Origin of the sequence: Streptomyces sp. NPDC021019, from assembly GCF_044333295.1 — a bacterium.
Classification (GTDB): Bacteria; Actinomycetota; Actinomycetes; order Streptomycetales; family Streptomycetaceae; genus Streptomyces.
The window spans coordinates 1,336,774-1,353,206 of record NZ_JBIRQR010000001.1 but is presented as its reverse complement, the minus strand read 5'-3'; the positions used below and the strand labels follow the sequence as shown (position 1 = coordinate 1,353,206).

At 73.0% G+C, this 16,433-nt stretch carries 14 protein-coding genes; 3 read left to right on the top strand and 11 right to left on the bottom strand.

Annotated elements, in window-relative coordinates; translation table 11 throughout:
* Positions 1–30: 30 nt before the first annotated feature.
* The 3 genes from ACH4RG_RS06335 to ACH4RG_RS06325 form a co-directional block, all read right to left on the bottom strand.
* Positions 31–1,218, bottom strand: coding sequence for a glutathionylspermidine synthase family protein (locus ACH4RG_RS06335; RefSeq protein ID WP_398539185.1), 1,188 nt, complete (start codon positions 1,216–1,218; stop codon positions 31–33).
* 5 nt (positions 1,219–1,223) lie between these two features.
* The gene (locus ACH4RG_RS06330) at positions 1,224–1,496 is read right to left on the bottom strand and encodes a hypothetical protein (protein WP_397920099.1); all 273 of its coding nucleotides are present in this window, start codon (positions 1,494–1,496) and stop codon (positions 1,224–1,226) included.
* A 104-nt stretch (positions 1,497–1,600) separates the two neighbouring features.
* Positions 1,601–3,001 (bottom strand): PLP-dependent aminotransferase family protein, encoded by a 1,401-nt coding sequence (locus ACH4RG_RS06325; RefSeq protein ID WP_398539184.1) that lies wholly within the window; start codon positions 2,999–3,001, stop codon positions 1,601–1,603.
* 48 nt (positions 3,002–3,049) lie between these two features.
* On the opposite strand from ACH4RG_RS06325, the gene ACH4RG_RS06320 reads away from it, so the two are divergent.
* Entirely contained in the window at positions 3,050–3,565 is a 516-nt protein-coding gene (locus tag ACH4RG_RS06320; protein ID WP_397920097.1) for a carboxymuconolactone decarboxylase family protein, read from the top strand.
* A gap of 84 nt (positions 3,566–3,649) precedes the next feature.
* On the opposite strand, the gene ACH4RG_RS06315 is transcribed toward ACH4RG_RS06320, so the two are convergent.
* The 4 genes from ACH4RG_RS06315 to ACH4RG_RS06300 form a co-directional block, all read right to left on the bottom strand.
* Positions 3,650–4,639 (bottom strand): malate dehydrogenase, encoded by a 990-nt coding sequence (locus ACH4RG_RS06315; protein ID WP_397920095.1) that lies wholly within the window; start codon positions 4,637–4,639, stop codon positions 3,650–3,652.
* 232 nt (positions 4,640–4,871) lie between these two features.
* Complete coding sequence (locus ACH4RG_RS06310) at positions 4,872–6,080, bottom strand: helix-turn-helix domain-containing protein (protein WP_397920093.1); 1,209 nt, start codon at positions 6,078–6,080, stop codon at positions 4,872–4,874.
* Positions 6,081–6,611: 531 nt separating this feature from the next.
* Entirely contained in the window at positions 6,612–7,340 is a 729-nt protein-coding gene (locus ACH4RG_RS06305) for a DUF3017 domain-containing protein (RefSeq protein WP_397929703.1), read from the bottom strand.
* A 23-nt stretch (positions 7,341–7,363) separates the two neighbouring features.
* Positions 7,364–8,245, bottom strand: coding sequence for a bifunctional methylenetetrahydrofolate dehydrogenase/methenyltetrahydrofolate cyclohydrolase (locus ACH4RG_RS06300; protein WP_397929700.1), 882 nt, complete (start codon positions 8,243–8,245; stop codon positions 7,364–7,366).
* A 220-nt stretch (positions 8,246–8,465) separates the two neighbouring features.
* Between ACH4RG_RS06300 and ACH4RG_RS06295 the strand changes: the two genes are divergently transcribed.
* Positions 8,466–9,083 carry an RDD family protein gene (locus ACH4RG_RS06295; RefSeq protein WP_397920087.1) on the top strand — a complete coding sequence of 206 codons (618 nt, stop codon included), beginning with the start codon at positions 8,466–8,468 and terminating at the stop codon, positions 9,081–9,083.
* Between the two features lie 81 nt (positions 9,084–9,164).
* Here ACH4RG_RS06295 and ACH4RG_RS06290 read toward each other — a convergent pair whose 3' ends face one another.
* From ACH4RG_RS06290 to purN, 3 genes are all read right to left on the bottom strand, one after another.
* Positions 9,165–10,691: a DUF2079 domain-containing protein gene (locus ACH4RG_RS06290; RefSeq protein ID WP_398539183.1), complete on the bottom strand. Its 1,527-nt coding sequence runs from the start codon at positions 10,689–10,691 to the stop codon at positions 9,165–9,167.
* Positions 10,692–10,982: 291 nt separating this feature from the next.
* Positions 10,983–12,536, bottom strand: coding sequence for a bifunctional phosphoribosylaminoimidazolecarboxamide formyltransferase/IMP cyclohydrolase (purH, locus tag ACH4RG_RS06285; RefSeq protein WP_398539182.1), 1,554 nt, complete (start codon positions 12,534–12,536; stop codon positions 10,983–10,985).
* Positions 12,523–13,179 (bottom strand): phosphoribosylglycinamide formyltransferase, encoded by a 657-nt coding sequence (purN, locus tag ACH4RG_RS06280; RefSeq protein ID WP_397920081.1) that lies wholly within the window; start codon positions 13,177–13,179, stop codon positions 12,523–12,525. The genes purH and purN overlap by 14 nt, the downstream gene beginning before the upstream one ends.
* 261 nt (positions 13,180–13,440) lie before the next feature.
* On the opposite strand from purN, the gene ACH4RG_RS06275 reads away from it, so the two are divergent.
* Positions 13,441–14,427, top strand: a complete 987-nt coding sequence (locus ACH4RG_RS06275) for a hypothetical protein (protein ID WP_398539181.1) — start codon at positions 13,441–13,443, stop codon at positions 14,425–14,427.
* On the opposite strand, the gene ACH4RG_RS06270 is transcribed toward ACH4RG_RS06275, so the two are convergent.
* Positions 14,417–16,309 (bottom strand): DUF6350 family protein, encoded by a 1,893-nt coding sequence (locus ACH4RG_RS06270; RefSeq protein WP_398539397.1) that lies wholly within the window; start codon positions 16,307–16,309, stop codon positions 14,417–14,419. The two genes, ACH4RG_RS06275 and ACH4RG_RS06270, sit on opposite strands and share 11 nt — an antisense overlap.
* Positions 16,310–16,433: the final 124 nt, after the last annotated feature.

The following is a 16,433-nucleotide window of genomic DNA, read 5'->3' as shown; positions in this document are numbered from 1 at the left end:
CCCGCACGGCCCCTGCCCGGCCCCCGGCTCTCAGAGGATGACGTGGGGCAGGAAGCGGGCGTACTCGTCCGTGACCGGCCCCGCCGACTCCCGGATGCCGAGCCCCGCCGCCTCGTCCTCGACGACCCACGCGCCGAGCACCACCCGGTTGCCGTCGAAGTCGGGCAGCGGGGCTGCCTCCTGGTAGCAGCACGGCTCGTCGCGCGCCACGGGCGGCGAGCCGGGGCCGTGCAGCTCGACGCCGGCGCCCTCGCGGCCGAGCAACGGCTTGGACACGTATCCGGCCCCGCCGGGCCCGGCCAGCTCGCGCGGGCCGTCGAGGTAGGCGGGCAGCAGATTGGGGTGGCCGGGGTACAGCTCCCAGAGGACCGCGAGCAGCGCCTTGTTGGAGAGGAGCATCTTCCAGGCGGGCTCGATCCAGCACGTGGTGCCGGAGCCGCCGCCGTTGTCGAGGGTGTCCAGCACCTGCGGGCCGAAGCGGTCGGTGGCCAGCCACTCCCAGGGGTAGAGCTTGAAGCAGCTGCGGATGAACCGAAGCCGGTCGTCGACGAACCGGCCCGACAGCCGGTCCCAGCCGATCTCCTCGACGGACAGCGCCTCGGTGGCGAGCCCGGCCTGCTGGGCGGTCTCGCGCAGATACGCGACCGTCATCAGGTCCTCTCCCAGCTCGTCGCCGTCGGAGTGGACGAAGTGCAGCGGCCCGGGCGGCAGCAGGGGCGCCTGCCGTTTCCAGGCGTCGACCAGCCGCTCGTGCAGGGAGTTCCACTGGTCGGCCCCGGGGAACCGGTCCTCCATCCAGAACCACTGCGCGCTCGCGGCCTCCACCAGCGAGGTCGGGGTGTCGGCGTTGTACTCCAGCATCTTCGCCGGGCCGTCCCCGTCGTAGCGCAGGTCGAACCGCCCGTACACGGAAGGCAGTTCGGCGCGGCGACGCCACGACTCGGCGACCAGCGCGGCGAGGCGGGGGTCGGTGATGCCGAGATCGGCGAAGCGGTCCCCTTCGACGATGTGCGCGGCGGCGGCCAGGCACATCGTGTGCAGTTCCTCGACGGTCTCCTCCAGCGCCTCGACCTCGGGCAGCGAGAAGACGTAGTAGGCGCTCTCGTCCCAGTACGGGCGCAGCGAGTCGTCCGGGTAGCGGGTGAGCGGGTAGACGACGCCCTGCGCCTCGACGGTCTCCTGCCAGCCGGGGCGCGGCTCGATCGTGCGGCGTTCCACGGCGGTCAGCCGCCGCCGGAGCCGGAGCAGCCGAAGCCGCCGCGGTCGACCGCCGACTTGTCGAAGCTGCCGCCCTTCACCGTGCCGCTGTCGCTCTTGCCGCCGTAGTAGTACGAACCGTTGCCGCCGCCGCGGCACTCGGAACTCGGCAGGGTCTTCTGCGTCGTGCGGTCGGCGCAGCGCTTGTCCGGCTCCGAGCCGCAGGACGTGATCGTCAGGGCGAGCAGCCCCATACCGCCGAGCACGACCGTGCTCGACCTCAGCCTTCGTGTGGACATGTTCGGTTCTCCCCCGTGGTACGCGATCGAATCCGGCGTCCCTTTTCCGCCACCGGACCTCTTGTCAGATTAGTGGGAGGGGGGCGCTGTTCGGAACCTGGCCCTCACGGGAGCACCCGGCACAGGGCGTCGAGCGCGCCCGCCCAGGCGCTCTCCGACGGCGAGCCGTAGCCGATCACCAGGGCATCGCGGGCGGCCGGGGCGTCCGGGTGGCGGTAGCGCGCGAGGCCGTCCAGTGCGAGGCCCTGGAACGCCGCCGCCTGGATCACCGAACGCTCGGCGCCCGGCGGGAGTTCGAGGACCGCGTGCAGCCCGGCCGCGATCCCGCTGACCTCGATGCCCGGCGCGTGCTCGGCGAGCGCCGCGACGAGCTGGTCGCGGCGGCGGCGGTAGCGCAGCCGCATGGAACGCACATGCCGGTCGTACGCCCCCGAGGCGATGAACTCCGCGAGCGTCAGCTGGTCGGGCGAGCCGGACACCCAGCCGGACACGCCCTTCTCCGCCGCCACCGCCCCCACCAGGTGCCGGGGCAGCACCATCCAGCCGAGGCGCAGCCCCGGGGCCAGCGACTTGCTGGCGGTGCCGAGATGGACGACCCGCTCCGGGTCGAGGCCCTGGAGCGCCCCCACCGGCTGCCGGTCGTACCGGAACTCCCCGTCGTAGTCGTCCTCCAGGATCAGCCCGCCGGTGGACCTGGCCCAGTCGACGGCGGCGGCGCGCCGGTCCGGGTGCAGCGGTACGCCGGTGGGGAACTGGTGCGCCGGGGTCAGCAGGACCGCGCCCGCGCCGCGCAGCGCGGCAGGCTCGCCGGTCCGGGACCCGTGCTCGTCCAGGGGCAGGCACGGGGTGCGCAGCCCGGCGTCGGTGAGGAGGTCTCTGTGGACGTCGAGGCCGTACGACTCGACGGCGACGTCCCGGACCCCGCGCCGGCGCAGCACCCGGCCCAGCAGGCTCAGCCCGTGCGCGAAGCCGGAACAGATCACGATGCGCTCCGGGTCGGCGTGCACCCCGCGCGCCCGCGCCAGGTACTCGGCCAGCACGGTGCGCAGTTCGACGCGGCCGTGCGGATCGCCGTAGCCGAAGGCCTCGTCGGGCGCAGCGGTGAGCGCCTTGCGGGCGGCCTTGAGCCAGGCGGTGCGCGGAAAGGCGGACAGGTCGGGCGAGCCGGGCTTCAGGTTGTACCCGGCCCCGGACCGCACCGGCCGGGAGGGGGCCGCGGCGGGGCCCGTCCGGCGCGGCGCCGACCGCTGGGCGACCCGGGTCCCCGAGCCCTGCCGGGCGGTGAGCCAGCCCTCGGCGACCAGTTCGGCGTAGGCGTCGGCGACCGTGTTGCGGGCGACGCCCAGGTCGGCGGCGAGGACCCGGGAGGACGGCAGCCGGGTGCCGGGGGTCAGGCGGCCGGAGCGCACCGCCTCCCGCAGCGCCTCCATCAGCCCGCTGCGGAGCCCCTGGCCGACCGGCTCCAGATGCAGGTCCGCGCCGAAAGTGGCCCAGGAATCCGTCATGCAAATGGACCATACCGGGGTGCCACCCGGGGTCGTAACGTCGTCCTCATGACCTCGACGCACGAGCACCACCACGCCCCGGCCGACCTCGCCCCCGAGCACCCGCCCCGGATCTCCGTCTCCCAGCTCCTTCCCGACGTGTACAAGGCGATGGTCCGACTCGACATCGCCGCCAGGAAGGGCCTGGACCCCGTCCTGGTCGAGCTGGTGAAGATCCGGGCCTCGCAGCTCAACCAGTGCGCGTTCTGCCTCGACATGCACAGCAAGGACGCGCTCGCGGCGGGCGAGTCCGTCGAGCGGATCGTCCAGCTCAGCGCCTGGAAGGAGTCGCAGCACTTCTACACCCCGAAGGAGCTGGCGGCGCTCGCCCTGACCGAGGCGGTCACCGTCCTGACCGACGGCTTCGTCCCGGACGAGGTGTACGCGGAGGCCGCCGAGCACTTCGAGGAGACCGAACTGGCCCAGCTGATCGCGGCCATCACCGTGATCAACGCCTGGAACCGCTTCGGCGTCACCGGCCGTCTGGCCCCCGGCCACTACACGCCCGGCGACTTCAAGAGCTGACCGCCCGCTCCGGGCGCGGGAACGCGGAAGCGCCCCCGGCGGCTGATGCCGCCGGGGGCGCTCGACGTGTCGCGGGAGCGGGTCTCAGATGAGGCCGAGCTCGCGGACCGCGTCGCGCTCCTCGGTGAGCTCCTTGACCGACGCGTCGATGCGCGTACGGGAGAACTCGTTGATGTCCAGGCCCTGGACGATCTCGTACTTTCCGTCCTTCGTGGTGACCGGGAAGGAGGAGATGATGCCCTCGGGGACGCCGTAGGAGCCGTCCGACGGGATGCCCATCGAGGTCCAGTCGCCGGCGGCGGTGCCGTTGACCCAGGTGTGCACGTGGTCGATGGCGGCGTTGGCGGCCGAGGCGGCCGAGGACGCGCCACGGGCCTCGATGATCGCGGCGCCGCGCTTGGCGACGGTCGGGATGAAGGTGTCGGCCAGCCACACCTCGTCGTTGACGGTCTCCGCGGCGTTCTTGCCGGCGATCTCCGCGTGGAAGATGTCCGGGTACTGGGTGGCCGAGTGGTTGCCCCAGATCGTCAGCTTCTTGATGTCGGAGACGGCGGCGCCGGTCTTGGCGGCCAGCTGCGAGATCGCGCGGTTGTGGTCCAGACGGGTCATCGCGGTGAAGCGCTCCGCCGGTACGTCCGGGGCGGCGGCCTGCGCGATGAGCGCGTTGGTGTTGGCCGGGTTGCCGACGACGAGGACCTTGATGTCGTCCGCGGCGTTGTCGTTGATGGCCTTGCCCTGCGGCTTGAAGATGCCGCCGTTGGCGGCGAGCAGGTCACCGCGCTCCATGCCCTTGGTGCGCGGGCGGGCGCCGACGAGCAGGGCGACGTTCGCACCCGCGAAGCCGACGTTGGGGTCGTCGGTGATCTCGATGCCGCGCAGCAGCGGGAAGGCGCAGTCGTCGAGCTCCATCGCGGTGCCCTCGGCGGCCTTGAGGCCCTGCGGGATCTCCAGGAGGCGCAGGTTGACCGGCACGTCCGGGCCGAGCAGGTGGCCGGAGGCGATGCGGAAGAGCAGCGCGTAGCCGATCTGGCCGGCTGCGCCGGTCACGGTGACATTCACGGGAGTGCGGGTCATGGCGGTCTCCGTTTAGACAGCTGGCGGTGGGGGTCCCGGCCCCTGGTGCCGGACCCTGGTGCTGGACACCCTCCCCGCCCCGACGAATCTTGACGTGAAGAGATATCCAGCGGTCAGGCTATCGGACCCGGCGCGGCCGGGCCGCCCGCCCCCCTGTGGCACCGCACACAACCGGTCACGCACCGCACCCACGGGCCACCGGCCCCTGGCTTCCGCCGCCCCGGGCCCGCCGTCACTCGCCCGGGTCGGTGCACCCCTTCGTGCCGGAGGTGAGCGTCGCGCAGGCCTTCGCGTCGGCCGCGTTCTTCACCGCGACCATCGGGGTGTACGCGTCGGTGTCCCCCATGACCTCGCTGTTCTGCGCTCCCTCGCCGGCGGTGATCCGCACGGTGTCGCCGATGGCCGCCTCGGTGAGCCGGGCCCAGGAGGCGGAGCAGACCTCGCTGTAGCGGACCTCGATCTTGCTGCCGCCGACCACGGCGCCGGCCACCGTACGGGCGAACTCGCCGCCGCAGCCCATCGCCTCGGGGTCCTTCCCGGCGCACTCCGCGCCGCTGCACTCGACGCCCACGGGCAGCTCCGGGGCGGCCTCGGTGGGAGCCACCGACGGCGTGGGGGTGGCCTTGGCCGCGTCGTCGCCCGGTGCGAGCAGCACCGCGCCGACCACGACGATCAGGGCGCCGACGGCCCCGACGGCGAGCATGGGGCCCTTCCCGCGGCCGCCGGGGGCCCTGCCCGGCCGGGTGCCGCGCGTGTCCCGGCCGGAGCCGGAGCCGCGGCCGGTGCTCTCCGCCGTGTTCGGCTCCGGCCGCTGCCCGCCCCGGTTCGGCCCGCCGTCGTACGGTCGGTCCTGGTGGTGGGCGGGGTGCGGTGCGGTGCCGCGCTGGATGGGGACGAGGAGCCGGCGCGTGTCGTCGTCGCCGGGCTCGTGGGCCCCGCCGCCGTACGGGTCCTTGCCGTAGGCGTCGCGGGGCGGCGCGTCCGTGCGGGCCGGGGCCGCGGCGGCGGGGATCCGTGCGCCGGCGCCGGACGCGCCGTGCCGGCCGCCGGCGGAGGGCCGGCCGGACCGGCCGCCCGCCGGAGCGTCGGGAGCCGTCGTGCCGAGCTCGCCGAGCGCGGCACGGGCCTGCGTGATCCGGATGGCCTCCATCGTCATGTCGTGGCGCATCTCGGCCCGGCTCCAGGCCCGCTCAGCCAGCTCCCACATGGTCGTGAGGTGGTGCTGCGGGGTGCCCGTCACCTCGGCGAGGGCCACGACGGCTCCGCGCGGGGCGAGCAGCCGCCCGTTGAGATACCGCTCCCAGGACGTCTTGCTGTAGCCCGTGCGGTCGGCCACGGCGTTGATGTTCAGCCCGCTGTGGTCGACGAGCCTGCGCAGCTGGCCGGCGAACTCCCTGATCTGCGGGTCGAGCTCTTCGGGCAGTGCCTTCCAACGAGGCATCGCGATTCCCCCTCTTGTCCCCCGGACGTCATTGCTGTGCCCCGCTACGGCCGGTCCCCCGGTCCGCGCATCCCCGGTCCGTCCGCCGCCGTCCGGTCCGGACCGAACCGTCAGCTGGACTACCCACGAGGATGCGCGGAGCCAGGGTGTCAGTTCCTGACGAGGAGGCGCACGGAAGCGTCCGGGACGGGGTGCGTGTGTTCTCACGCGCCCCGAAGTCCGCGTCGGCCACTGCTCCGCCTGCTCCGTGCCGCTCTGTGCGCCGTGCCAGTCTGCCATCGTTGCACGGCGATCACACCGTGCCGGAATGGTCACTTCCGTGCCACAGGCCACAGTGAGCGCTTGTTCCGGTCTTCCCTGGCCATGACGCTGGAGTCGGGACGGGGCAAGGCCGCCCATCTCGCCGCATACCAGGCTTTTTGCCCGGTTGTCCCGTTCTGTCGTGGTGTCCGTCCCCCCTCGGGGGTGGGGACGGGCACCACGGACCTGATCGGGACAGACGCCCGTCGGTGGAACCGGGACGGACGCCCGCTAGCGGATCGTGAAGCGGACCGCGTCCTCCAGGATCGGGACGTCGAGCCACGGCGCGGGCTGTGCGACCAGCGCGAGCAGCACGATCAGCGAGCCCATCAACCCGTACGTGACCAGATCGGTGAAGCGGGAACGTACCGCCAGCATCCCGACCGAGGGCACCACCCAGCGCAGCACGGCACCGGCGATCAGCGCGCCGCCGATCAGGATCGTGCCGATGCGGAACGCCTGGTCGAACGGGTCGAGCACCACGATCAGCAGCCCGAGGCCCGCCGCGCAGAGCACGGTGAGCAGCGGCCACTGCCGGGCCGGGGCGGGCGCGTCGCCGGACGCGGCCCTGCCGCCGCCCTCGGGCCGGGCCGTGTCCCGGGTGAACCGCGGGAACCGCCGCGACCGGCGAGGCCGCCCGTCGGCCCCCTCCGCGCCGCTGCCCGCGGCCTCGCCCCTGTCCGTGGACGTGGACGGGACCTCGCCCCCGTCCGTGGACGTGGACGGGGACGTGGACGGGGACGGGGTCTCGTCCGTGGACAGTGACGGGGCCGTGTCCGTGCCTTGGGCCGTCGCGTTTGTGACGTCCGCGATCGGGTCCGGGACCGGGGCCGGGTCAGGTCCGGTGGACCTGGTGGGCCCGCCCCGCTCTTCCCGCTCTTCCCGCTCGCCCGGTTCGCGCGGCTCGTCCGCAGCCCGGTCGGCCGGGGCGGGGTCGGCCGGACTCGTACCAGCACCCATGGGGTTCCCTCCGGATCCGGCCGTCAGCCCGCTGCCGCGGCGTCGGCGGCCTCGGCGGCGGCCCGCTCGGCGGCCTCGACCACGTTGACCAGCAGCTGCGCACGGGTCATCGGGCCGACGCCCCCGGGGTTCGGGGCGACCCAGGCGGCCACCTCACGGACCCCCGGGTGCACATCGCCGACGATCTTGCCGTCCGCGTCGCGGCTGACGCCGACGTCGAGCACGGCCGCGCCCGGCTTCACGTCCTCCGGCTTGATCAGGTGCTGCACCCCGGCGGCGGCGACGATGATGTCGGCCTGCCGCAGGTGGGAGGAGAGGTCCCGGGTGCCGGTGTGGCACTGGGTCACCGTGGCGTTCTCCGACTTGCGGGTCAGCAGCAGCGGGATCGACCGGCCGATGGTGACACCGCGTCCGACGACCACGACGTGCGCCCCGTCGATCTCCACGCCGTGCGCACGCAGCAGCTGGACGACGCCCTGCGGGGTGCAGGGCAGCGGGCCGGTCTCGTTGAGGACGAGACGGCCGAGACTCATCGGGTGCAGCCCGTCGGCGTCCTTCTCCGGGTCCATCAGCTCCAGGATCCGGTTGGTGTCGATGCCCTTGGGCAGCGGCAGCTGGACGATGTAACCGGTGCACTCGGGGTTGGCGTTGAGCTCCCGGACGACGTCCTCGATCTCCTCCTGCGTGGCGGTGTCGGGAAGTTCGCGCTGGATGGAGCCGATGCCGACCTGGGCGCAGTCACGGTGCTTGCCGTTGACGTACCACCGGCTGCCCGGGTCGTCCCCGACGAGCAGGGTTCCGAGGCCGGGAGTGATCCCCTGGGCCTTGAGGGCCGCCACACGGACGGTCAGATCGGTTTTGATCGCGGCAGCGGTGGCCTTGCCATCGAGAATCTGGGCAGTCATGCGCCCATCCTCGCGGATGACCCCGCCCGCATACCAATTGCCGGTGCCGCCCCCGTACCGGACATTGCACTTGCACAACGTCCGGTGCCCCGGACTGGACAAACGAGGGTCCCGCTCATAACGATGAAGGCCGCGGTTGTACGGGGGGCGGGCCGCTGATCGATGTCCTTCCTCCGTGTGGCCGTCTCGTCCCCACACGTCTGTTGAAGGAACACCCCTTATGAGCTTCGGCGACCCGAACAACCCGTACGGGCAGCAGCCCGGCCAGCCGCCCCAGGGCCCGCCGCAGGGTCAGCCCGGTTACGGCTACCCGCAGCAGGCTCCGCAGGGTGTCCCGCCGCAGGGCTACGGCTACCCGCAGCAGCAGCCGGGGTACCCCCAGCAGCCCGGTCAGCCCTACGGCGGCTACCCGCAGCAGCCGGGCCAGGGCGGCATGCCGGAGCTGGCCCACTGGGGTCTGCGCTTCGGCGGGCTGATCGTCGACGGGCTCGTCATGATGGTCCCGTACATCCTGGTCATCATCGGCGGTGGGGTCGGCGACTCGTTCGGCGCGATCCTCGGTGTCATCGGCTTCATCGGTCTCCTCGCCGTGGCCATCTGGCAGCTGTACCAGGAGGGCACCACCGGCCAGACGATCGGCAAGAAGGCCGTGGGCATCCGCCTGCTGCGCGAGGCCGACGGTCGTCCGCTGGGCTTCGGCATGGCCTTCGTGCGCCGCCTGGCCCACTTCCTGGACAGCGTCGCCTGCTACATCGGCTGGCTGTGGCCGCTGTGGGACGCGAAGAAGCAGACGTTCGCGGACAAGGTCTGCTCGTCGGTGGTCGTCAAGTCCAACTGATCCACCGCAGCACCCCGTACCTACGAAGGCCGCACCCGGTGAACGGGTGCGGCCTTCGTAGGTACGGGCCCGGGAGCCCGGTCAGTCGCCCCGGACGCCCGGGATCTCCGCCGGCTCCGGTGACGTGCGCTCCATCACCACGAAGCTGCCGCCCCGGTGCTTGAGCCGGTAGGACGCCTCGGGGTGCAGCTGCTGGGCGTACGCCACCGGGTCCTGGATCGGACGGGACCAGCCGAAGTCCAGGTTGATGGCGACGAAGTCGGGTGCGGTGCCCGGGGCGCCGCCGACCCAGTACACGGTGCGGTCGGAGGTGAGGTGGGCCATCAGCGTGATGTCCGTCTCGACCCGCGCCCCGGCCGGGATGGCGTCGAGCGCCGCCCGGGCCGCCCGGCTGCGGGCGTCGTCGGTGCGGTAGGTCTCCGGGCGCAGCAGGTCGCGCAGCGGAAGGTGCTGGGTCATCGCGACGGCGATCGCGGCGGCGACGGGCACGGCGACCTTCGCGTACGAGGCGAGCCAGGGCCGGCGCGAGTCGCGGCTGCGGCGGACGCCGTCGGCCAGCGCGAGGAAGAGCACCGGCATGAGGATCGCGCTGTAGTGCCAGACCATGCCCCAGTGGTTGCTGTCCTGCGAGAGCAGCCGCCAGCCGAGCGTGGGAACGATCAGCAGGGTCAGCGGTGAACGCAGCGCCATGAACGCGGTGATGCCGATCAGGAAGACCAGCATCTCGATCTTGACGGAGGAGTTGAGGACGCCGAGGACGGAGTCCAGCATCGAGACGTCCTGCTCACCGTTCTTGTCGATCTTCTGCCAGTAGTCGTAGGTGCCCGCGCTGCTGGCCGCCGGGATGAGGACCATGAGCGTGACGACGAAGGCGGCGACCCCGAAGGCGGCGAGCAGCGCGCCCTGGAGGCGGCGGCCGTACACGAAGAGCAGGAAGCCGACGACCGCCACGGTGGCGCCCAGGTCCTCCTTGACGAGGACCAGGGGGAGCGACCACAGGAGCGCGGTCGTGTACCGCTTCAGGAGCAGGGCCCGGCAGACGAGGGCCAGCAGCGGTACGGCGAACGCGATCTCGTGGAAGTCGGCCTTCACCGCTTCCTGGATGCCCCAGGAGAGCCCGTACGCGACGGTGACGCAGAGCCCCGAGCGCCCGCCGAGGAGCTGCTGGGTGGTGCGGCCGACGATGACCGCTCCCAGGGCGAACAGCGCTGCCTGCGCGAACAGCAGGGACTCGGCCGACGGCCAGAGCCAGTACAGCGGGGCCAGCAGCGCCACGATCGGGGAGAAGTGGTCGCCGAGGATCAGATAGCCGGGGCCCTTGATGTCGACGACCGGGGCGTCGAACCCGGCGTACGCCCGGACCTCCTGCTCGAAGATCCCCAGGTCCCAGGAGGGCGAGCCGAAGCGGTTGTACTGGAGGTACGCGTAGAGGAAGTAGAGCGCGCACAGGATCGCGCCGGCGACGAGGTACGGCCGCAGGGGTACGCGTTCGGCGGCGGCGCCCTCACGCGGCGCGTCGCCGACCGGACGGGCGTCCGGCCCCGGGCCCTGGGCGGGCAGGCGTCCCGGTCCGGACCGGTCCGTTCCACTCTTGTTCAGCTCAAGCACGGTGACTGCCCCCGCTAGGGATTTCCACGGCCGTTCATTAGAACAGAGCGGCGAGCCGATTCGGCACGACGGACACGGCCGAGGCCGCACCGTGTCGGGGTGCGGCCTCGGGTCGAATCGGGTCGGGCCGGGCCGGGTCGAGCCGGGTCGGTGAACCGGGTCGGTGAACCGGTGGAAGAGGTCCGGGTCAGTGGCCCCGGTCAGTCGTCCGGATCAGTGGCCCCGGTCAGTTGTCCCCGTCAGTTGTCCGGATCAGTGGTCCCGGCCAGTGGACCCGGTCAGTGGACCCGGTCAGTGGAAGAAGTGGCGCGTGCCCGTGAAGTACATGGTCACGCCGGCCTTCTTCGCCGCCTCGATCACCAGCTCGTCGCGGACGGACCCGCCGGGCTGGGCGACGGCCTTGACCCCGGCGGCCGTGAGGATCTCCAGACCGTCGGGGAACGGGAAGAACGCGTCGGACGCGGCGTACGAACCGGCTGCCCGCTCCGCGCCCGCCCGCTCGACGGCGAGCTTCGCGGAGTCGACCCGGTTGACCTGGCCCATGCCGACGCCGACCGAGGCGCCGCCCTTGGCGAGGAGAATGGCGTTGGACTTGACCGCGCGGCTGGCCTTCCAGGCGAAGGCCAGCTCCTTCAGCTCGGCCTCGGAGAGCGCGTCACCGGTGGCGAGCGTCCAGTTGGCCGGGTCGTCGCCGTCGGCCTGGAGGCGGTCGGCGACCTGGAGCAGCGCGCCGCCGTCGATCGGCTTCACCTCGAACGCGGCGGTCGGCTCATCGGGAGCGCGCAGCACGCGGATGTTCTTCTTGCGGGCCAGCACCTCGACGGCGCCGTCCTCGTAGGCCGGGGCGACGATGACCTCGGTGAAGATCTCCGCGACCTGCTCGGCCATCTCGACGGTCACCGGGCGGTTGACTGCGATGACGCCGCCGAACGCGGAGAGCGGGTCGCAGGCGTGCGCGTTGCGGTGCGCGGTGGCGACGTCGTCGGCGATGGCGATGCCGCACGGGTTGGCGTGCTTGATGATCGCGACGCACGGCTCGGCGTGGTCGTAGGCGGCGCGCCGGGCGGCGTCGGTGTCCGTGTAGTTGTTGTAGGACATCTCCTTGCCGTGCAGCTGCTCGGCCTCGGCGAGACCGCCGTCGCCGGAGGTGTAGAGCGCGGCGGGCTGGTGCGGGTTCTCGCCGTAGCGCAGGACGTTCTTGCGCGTGTAGGTGTCCCCGAGGAAGGCGGGGAGGCCCGAGTCGTCGGCGGCCGCGTAGCCGTCCGCGAACCAGGAGGCGACGGCCACATCGTAGGCGGCGGTGTGCTGGAAGGCCTCGCCGGCGAGGCGCGCGCGGGCGGTGAGGTCGAAGCCACCGGCCTTGACGGCGGCGAGGACGTCGGCGTACCGCTCGGGGCTGGTGACGACGGCGACCGAGGGGTGGTTCTTGGCGGCGGCGCGGACCATCGAGGGGCCGCCGATGTCGATCTGCTCGACGCACTCGTCGTCGGAGGCGCCCGAGGCGACGGTCTCCTTGAACGGGTAGAGGTTCACCACGACCAGGTCGAACGGCTCGACGCCGAGCTCGGCGAGCTGCTCGCGGTGGGAGTCGAGACGGAGGTCGGCGAGGATGCCGGCGTGGACGCGGGGGTGCAGCGTCTTGACGCGGCCGTCCAGGCACTCGGGGAACCCGGTGAGCTCCTCGACCTTGGTGACCGGCACTCCGGCGGCGGCGATCCTCCCGGCGGTTGAGCCGGTGGAGACGAGTTCGACGCCCGCCTCGTGCAGACCGCGGGCGAGGTCTTCGAGCCCCGTCTTGTCGTAGACACTGACCAGGGCGCGGCGGATGGGCTTATTCACCGACATGACCGAGATGAACCTTTCGTCCCTCAATGCGATAGCCGTCACGGGCGATCCGCCCCACGGCCTCGACGAGCAGCGAGCGCTCGACTTCCTTGATGCGTTCGTGAAGGGCGGCTTCGCCCTCCGGGGTGTCCTCCTCGGTCACCTCGACCACGCCCTGCGCGATGATCGGACCGGTGTCGACGCCGTCGTCGACGAAGTGGACGGTGCAGCCCGTGACCTTGACGCCGTACGCGAGTGCGTCACGCACTCCGTGGGCGCCGGGGAAACCGGGCAGCAGGGCGGGGTGGGTGTTGACGGTCCGGCCGCCGAACGCGGCGAGGAACGCCGGACCGACGATCTTCATGAAACCGGCGGAGACGACGAGGTCCGGGCGGTGCGCGGCGACCTGTGCGGCGAGCGCCTCGTCCCACTCGGCGCGGGTCGCGTGCTCCTTGAGCCTGCACACGAACGTGGGGATCCCGGCCCGCTCCGCGCGCTCCACGCCACCGGTCCCGTCGCGGTCCGCGCCGACGGCGACGATCTGTGCCCCGTACGCCGCCGGGTCGTCGCCGATGGCGTCGAGCAGCGCCTGGAGATTCGTACCGGATCCGGAGACCAGCACGACCAGCCGGGCAGGAGGGGCGGAGGGGGGCGGGGAGGCCACGTCGGGGCCCTTTCTCACGTGATGACCGCAGGGTGACGCAGGTGCGGCATGCTCTTTGTAGGGTCGTACGAAAGCATCGCTTCGCCCGATACGGGGAACCCTACGAACAGGCCGACCGTCAGCAACGATACCGGCACACCCGACGGCCCCCACGGGACGGGGGCGTGACCGGGAGGTAGCGTCAGGGGACAGCGAGCCGTCCACCGGGCGGTCGAACCGTCCTACGGACGGACATGACGAGATGGGGAAGACGTTCACCACATGCCGGACCGACGCCGTCGCACCGCCTTCCGCCTCCCCCTGCTCTCCCTGCCCGAGCGGTCCGCTCCCCTGATGCGGGAACGCCTGCCCTCTTCGCCGGACTCCTCGTCCCCGGGCCCCTCGTCCACGGGGCCCTCCTCGCCGGATTCCTCCTCGGGGTCCGCGTCGGCCTCCGGTTCCGCCGCGAAGCCCCAGGAGGACAAGGAGGACAACCCGTTCGCCGCGCCGCCCGTGGACCGTCCGGACCAGCCGTGGCAGCCGCGCCGCCCCGCCGGGTCCGACGGGCCGGAGGGGTCGAACGGTTCGGACGGGACCGGTGGGCCCGACGGGGACGGCTCCGCCGGGGACCGCCCGTCGTGGGGCAGCCAGTGGAGCAGCAAACAGCCCGGCCGGGGCAACGGCGGCTTCGGCGGCCGCCCCGGCGGGAACGGCTCCGACGGCCAGGGAGGCAAGGGCGGATCCGAACGCGGCGGTCCGGGCAGACTGCGCTGGGACCCCACGGACCCCGCACAGCGGCGCGCCCGCTACGCGGTGCTCGGCGGTATGTGGGCCTTCTTCTTCGCCCTCTTCGACCTCTCGGAGCTCGCCCTCCTCCTGGGCGCGCTCTCGACGTACTGGGCGATCAGCGCGCTCCGCACCCCGATGAAGAGCGCCTCCGCGACGGACCGCACCGGAGCGGCCGGGACCGCTCCGGGGACCGGGCCCGGGACGGGGGCCACGGCGGGCGACGTCTCCGGAGCCTCGCCCACCGTGCCCACGCCCGCCGCGCCGCCGAACGTCAGCAGCAGGCAACAGACCACGGCGGCGGTGAGCGGACTGGTGACCGCCCTGCTGGCGCTGCTCATCGTGGCGACCACGTTCACCGTGCAGCTCGTCTACCGCGACTACTACACCTGCGTGAACGACGCCCTGACCAAGACGGGCGCGCTGTCCTGCAACGACCAGTTGCCGAAGCCGCTGGAGCCGTTCTTCGGCGTCAAGGAGTAGGCCCCGGGCGGTCCGCTTCCGGCGCGGAACGGCCCGCGGCGATACCGGCGGCATCAGCAGAATCAGCGGGGCCGGCCTGACCAGCGGGGTCGGCGGGGAAGTCGGCCATCAGGCCGCCGGACCCCCGCTTCAGGGAGGCCCAACGGGCCTCCCTGAAGTCCTTCTCGTGCCAGTCCTTCTCGTGCCGGTCTCTCTCGTGCCGGTCCTTCTCGTGCCGGTCCTTCTCGTGCCAGTCCTTCTCGTGCCGGTCTCTCTCGTGCCGGTCTCTCTCGTGCCGGTCCTTCTCGTGCCACGGGTCGGTCGGCAGGAAGTCGTACGGCTCGAACCCCGCGTCACCTCTCCCCACCCCCGGCCCGGCCCCGCCGAGCAGAGCACCGGAGGCCGTTTCGGGGCCCGCCCCGGGGCGGGCCGGGACGGCGGACGCGGCGGAACGGTCCTGCGCAGCATCACCGGACGCGACCAGCGCCCTTGCCCGCCCGCGCCACGGCGCCCACCAGCGGCGCGGACGCCCGAGGGCAGCCTGCGCCTCCGCCCCCGCCTTCTCGTCGGGCGCCGCCGCTCTCGCCGGCGGTGTCGCCGGGGGCTCGGCCGCGTCCGGTACGTCCCTGCGCCAGGCCCAGCCCGGGGTGCGCAGGCGCCACAGGCGCAGCAACAGGACCGCGGGTACGCCGATGGCCGCGGTCCACGCCAGTGCCGCCGGACCGGCCAGCCACCACACCGGGCCGAACTCCCTCAGCGCCCCGGTGCCGAGCGGCCCGCCGGCCACTGCCATGAGCAACCCTGTCACGGCACCGCACGCCAGCGCGGCGAGCAGCGTCACCAGCACCGTCTCGCGCCGGCTCCACGCCTGGGCACGGGGCGCGTCGGCGGGCGCGGCCCTGCGGGCGGTGAACCAGGCGACCGCCAGCGCGGCCGCCACCGGCACCGCCAGGGCCGCCCCGCTCAGCAGGGAGCCCGGCCCCTGGTCCGGCACGGCCGCCACCAGGGGGAAGTGGGGCGCCGCCGGACTCCCGTCGAGGCCCAGCGGGGTGGCGGTGGCTCCCGTACCGAGCGAGAAGCCGGGCCCGAGCCCGTACGCAGCGCCCCACAGTGCGGCGTTCGGCACGAGCGAGACGGCCAGCAGGAGCACGGCGAACCGTCCCGGCCAGTCGCCCGCGAGCCCCAGCAACGCCTCCTGCGCCGCCCCCGCGTTCCGGCCGAGCGCCACAGCGACCAGCAGCGCACCACCCCCGAGCAGTACCGTCACGCCCACCGCCGCCGACCGGCACGCCGCCTCGGCCCGGTCCCGGAAGAGCGTCCGCGCGATCGCCTCCTGAAGCACCAGGGGAGACCAGGACGGCAGGGGCCCGAGTGGCCGCCCGGCCGCCGTCCACACACCGGCCGCCGCGGCACCGGCCACCACCAGCGCCACCGGGAACACCAGCGTGTCCGGGTCCGGGCGCAGCGAACCGCCCCGCGCACCGGCCGCCGCCCCCGCCACGACCAGCAGGTACCCCGCGGTCACGGCGCAGAACGCGCCCGCCTGCGAAGGCCTGGGCCGCCCCTCCTCCGGCTCCGCCGCATCACGCGCCGCGCGGTGCGCCAGCCAGACCGGGCCCACCACGAGCAGCAGCGGCACCATGGAGACGGGAGCGGGAACGCCGCCCAGGGTGTCGGGCCGCACGAGTCCCGCGCCGTGCGCGAGCAGCCAGACCCCGGCCGCCGCGCGCAGCGCACCGCCCGGCCCGGCGTCGGAGTACGGGGAGCTGATCCACAACACCATGACCAGTACCGTCAGCGACCCGAGGCCGAGCCCGGCGGCGACAGCTCCCCGCACCAGGGCGGAGGCCAGGGCCAGGGTGCGGTTCCGCTCGGCCGGCGCCTTCGGGCTGCGTTGCGTCATTTGGGTCACGCGGCCCATGCTGCCAACGACACGCGCTTATTTCGCGTAACGCGCGAACAGCCGTTGTGTCGCTCAATATACGTTTATGTACTTTTTCACTCCGTGCGGCGCTGCCGGGGGTTGT

What these genes read in the sequence shown, in the direction of transcription:
- ACH4RG_RS06275 (WP_398539181.1), top strand. Translation starts at nt 13,441, where the DNA reads ATGCCGGACCGACGCCGTCGCACCGCCTTCCGCCTCCCCCTGCTCTCC.
- ACH4RG_RS06315 (WP_397920095.1), bottom strand. Translation starts at nt 4,639, where the DNA reads ATGACCCGCACTCCCGTGAATGTCACCGTGACCGGCGCAGCCGGCCAG.
- ACH4RG_RS06330 (WP_397920099.1), bottom strand. Translation starts at nt 1,496, where the DNA reads ATGTCCACACGAAGGCTGAGGTCGAGCACGGTCGTGCTCGGCGGTATG.
- ACH4RG_RS06325 (WP_398539184.1), bottom strand. Translation starts at nt 3,001, where the DNA reads ATGACGGATTCCTGGGCCACTTTCGGCGCGGACCTGCATCTGGAGCCG.
- ACH4RG_RS06270 (WP_398539397.1), bottom strand. Translation starts at nt 16,309, where the DNA reads ATGACGCAACGCAGCCCGAAGGCGCCGGCCGAGCGGAACCGCACCCTG.
- ACH4RG_RS06320 (WP_397920097.1), top strand. Translation starts at nt 3,050, where the DNA reads ATGACCTCGACGCACGAGCACCACCACGCCCCGGCCGACCTCGCCCCC.
- ACH4RG_RS06305 (WP_397929703.1), bottom strand. Translation starts at nt 7,340, where the DNA reads ATGGGTGCTGGTACGAGTCCGGCCGACCCCGCCCCGGCCGACCGGGCT.
- ACH4RG_RS06300 (WP_397929700.1), bottom strand. Translation starts at nt 8,245, where the DNA reads ATGACTGCCCAGATTCTCGATGGCAAGGCCACCGCTGCCGCGATCAAA.
- purH (WP_398539182.1), bottom strand. Translation starts at nt 12,536, where the DNA reads ATGTCGGTGAATAAGCCCATCCGCCGCGCCCTGGTCAGTGTCTACGAC.
- ACH4RG_RS06295 (WP_397920087.1), top strand. Translation starts at nt 8,466, where the DNA reads ATGAGCTTCGGCGACCCGAACAACCCGTACGGGCAGCAGCCCGGCCAG.
- ACH4RG_RS06310 (WP_397920093.1), bottom strand. Translation starts at nt 6,080, where the DNA reads ATGCCTCGTTGGAAGGCACTGCCCGAAGAGCTCGACCCGCAGATCAGG.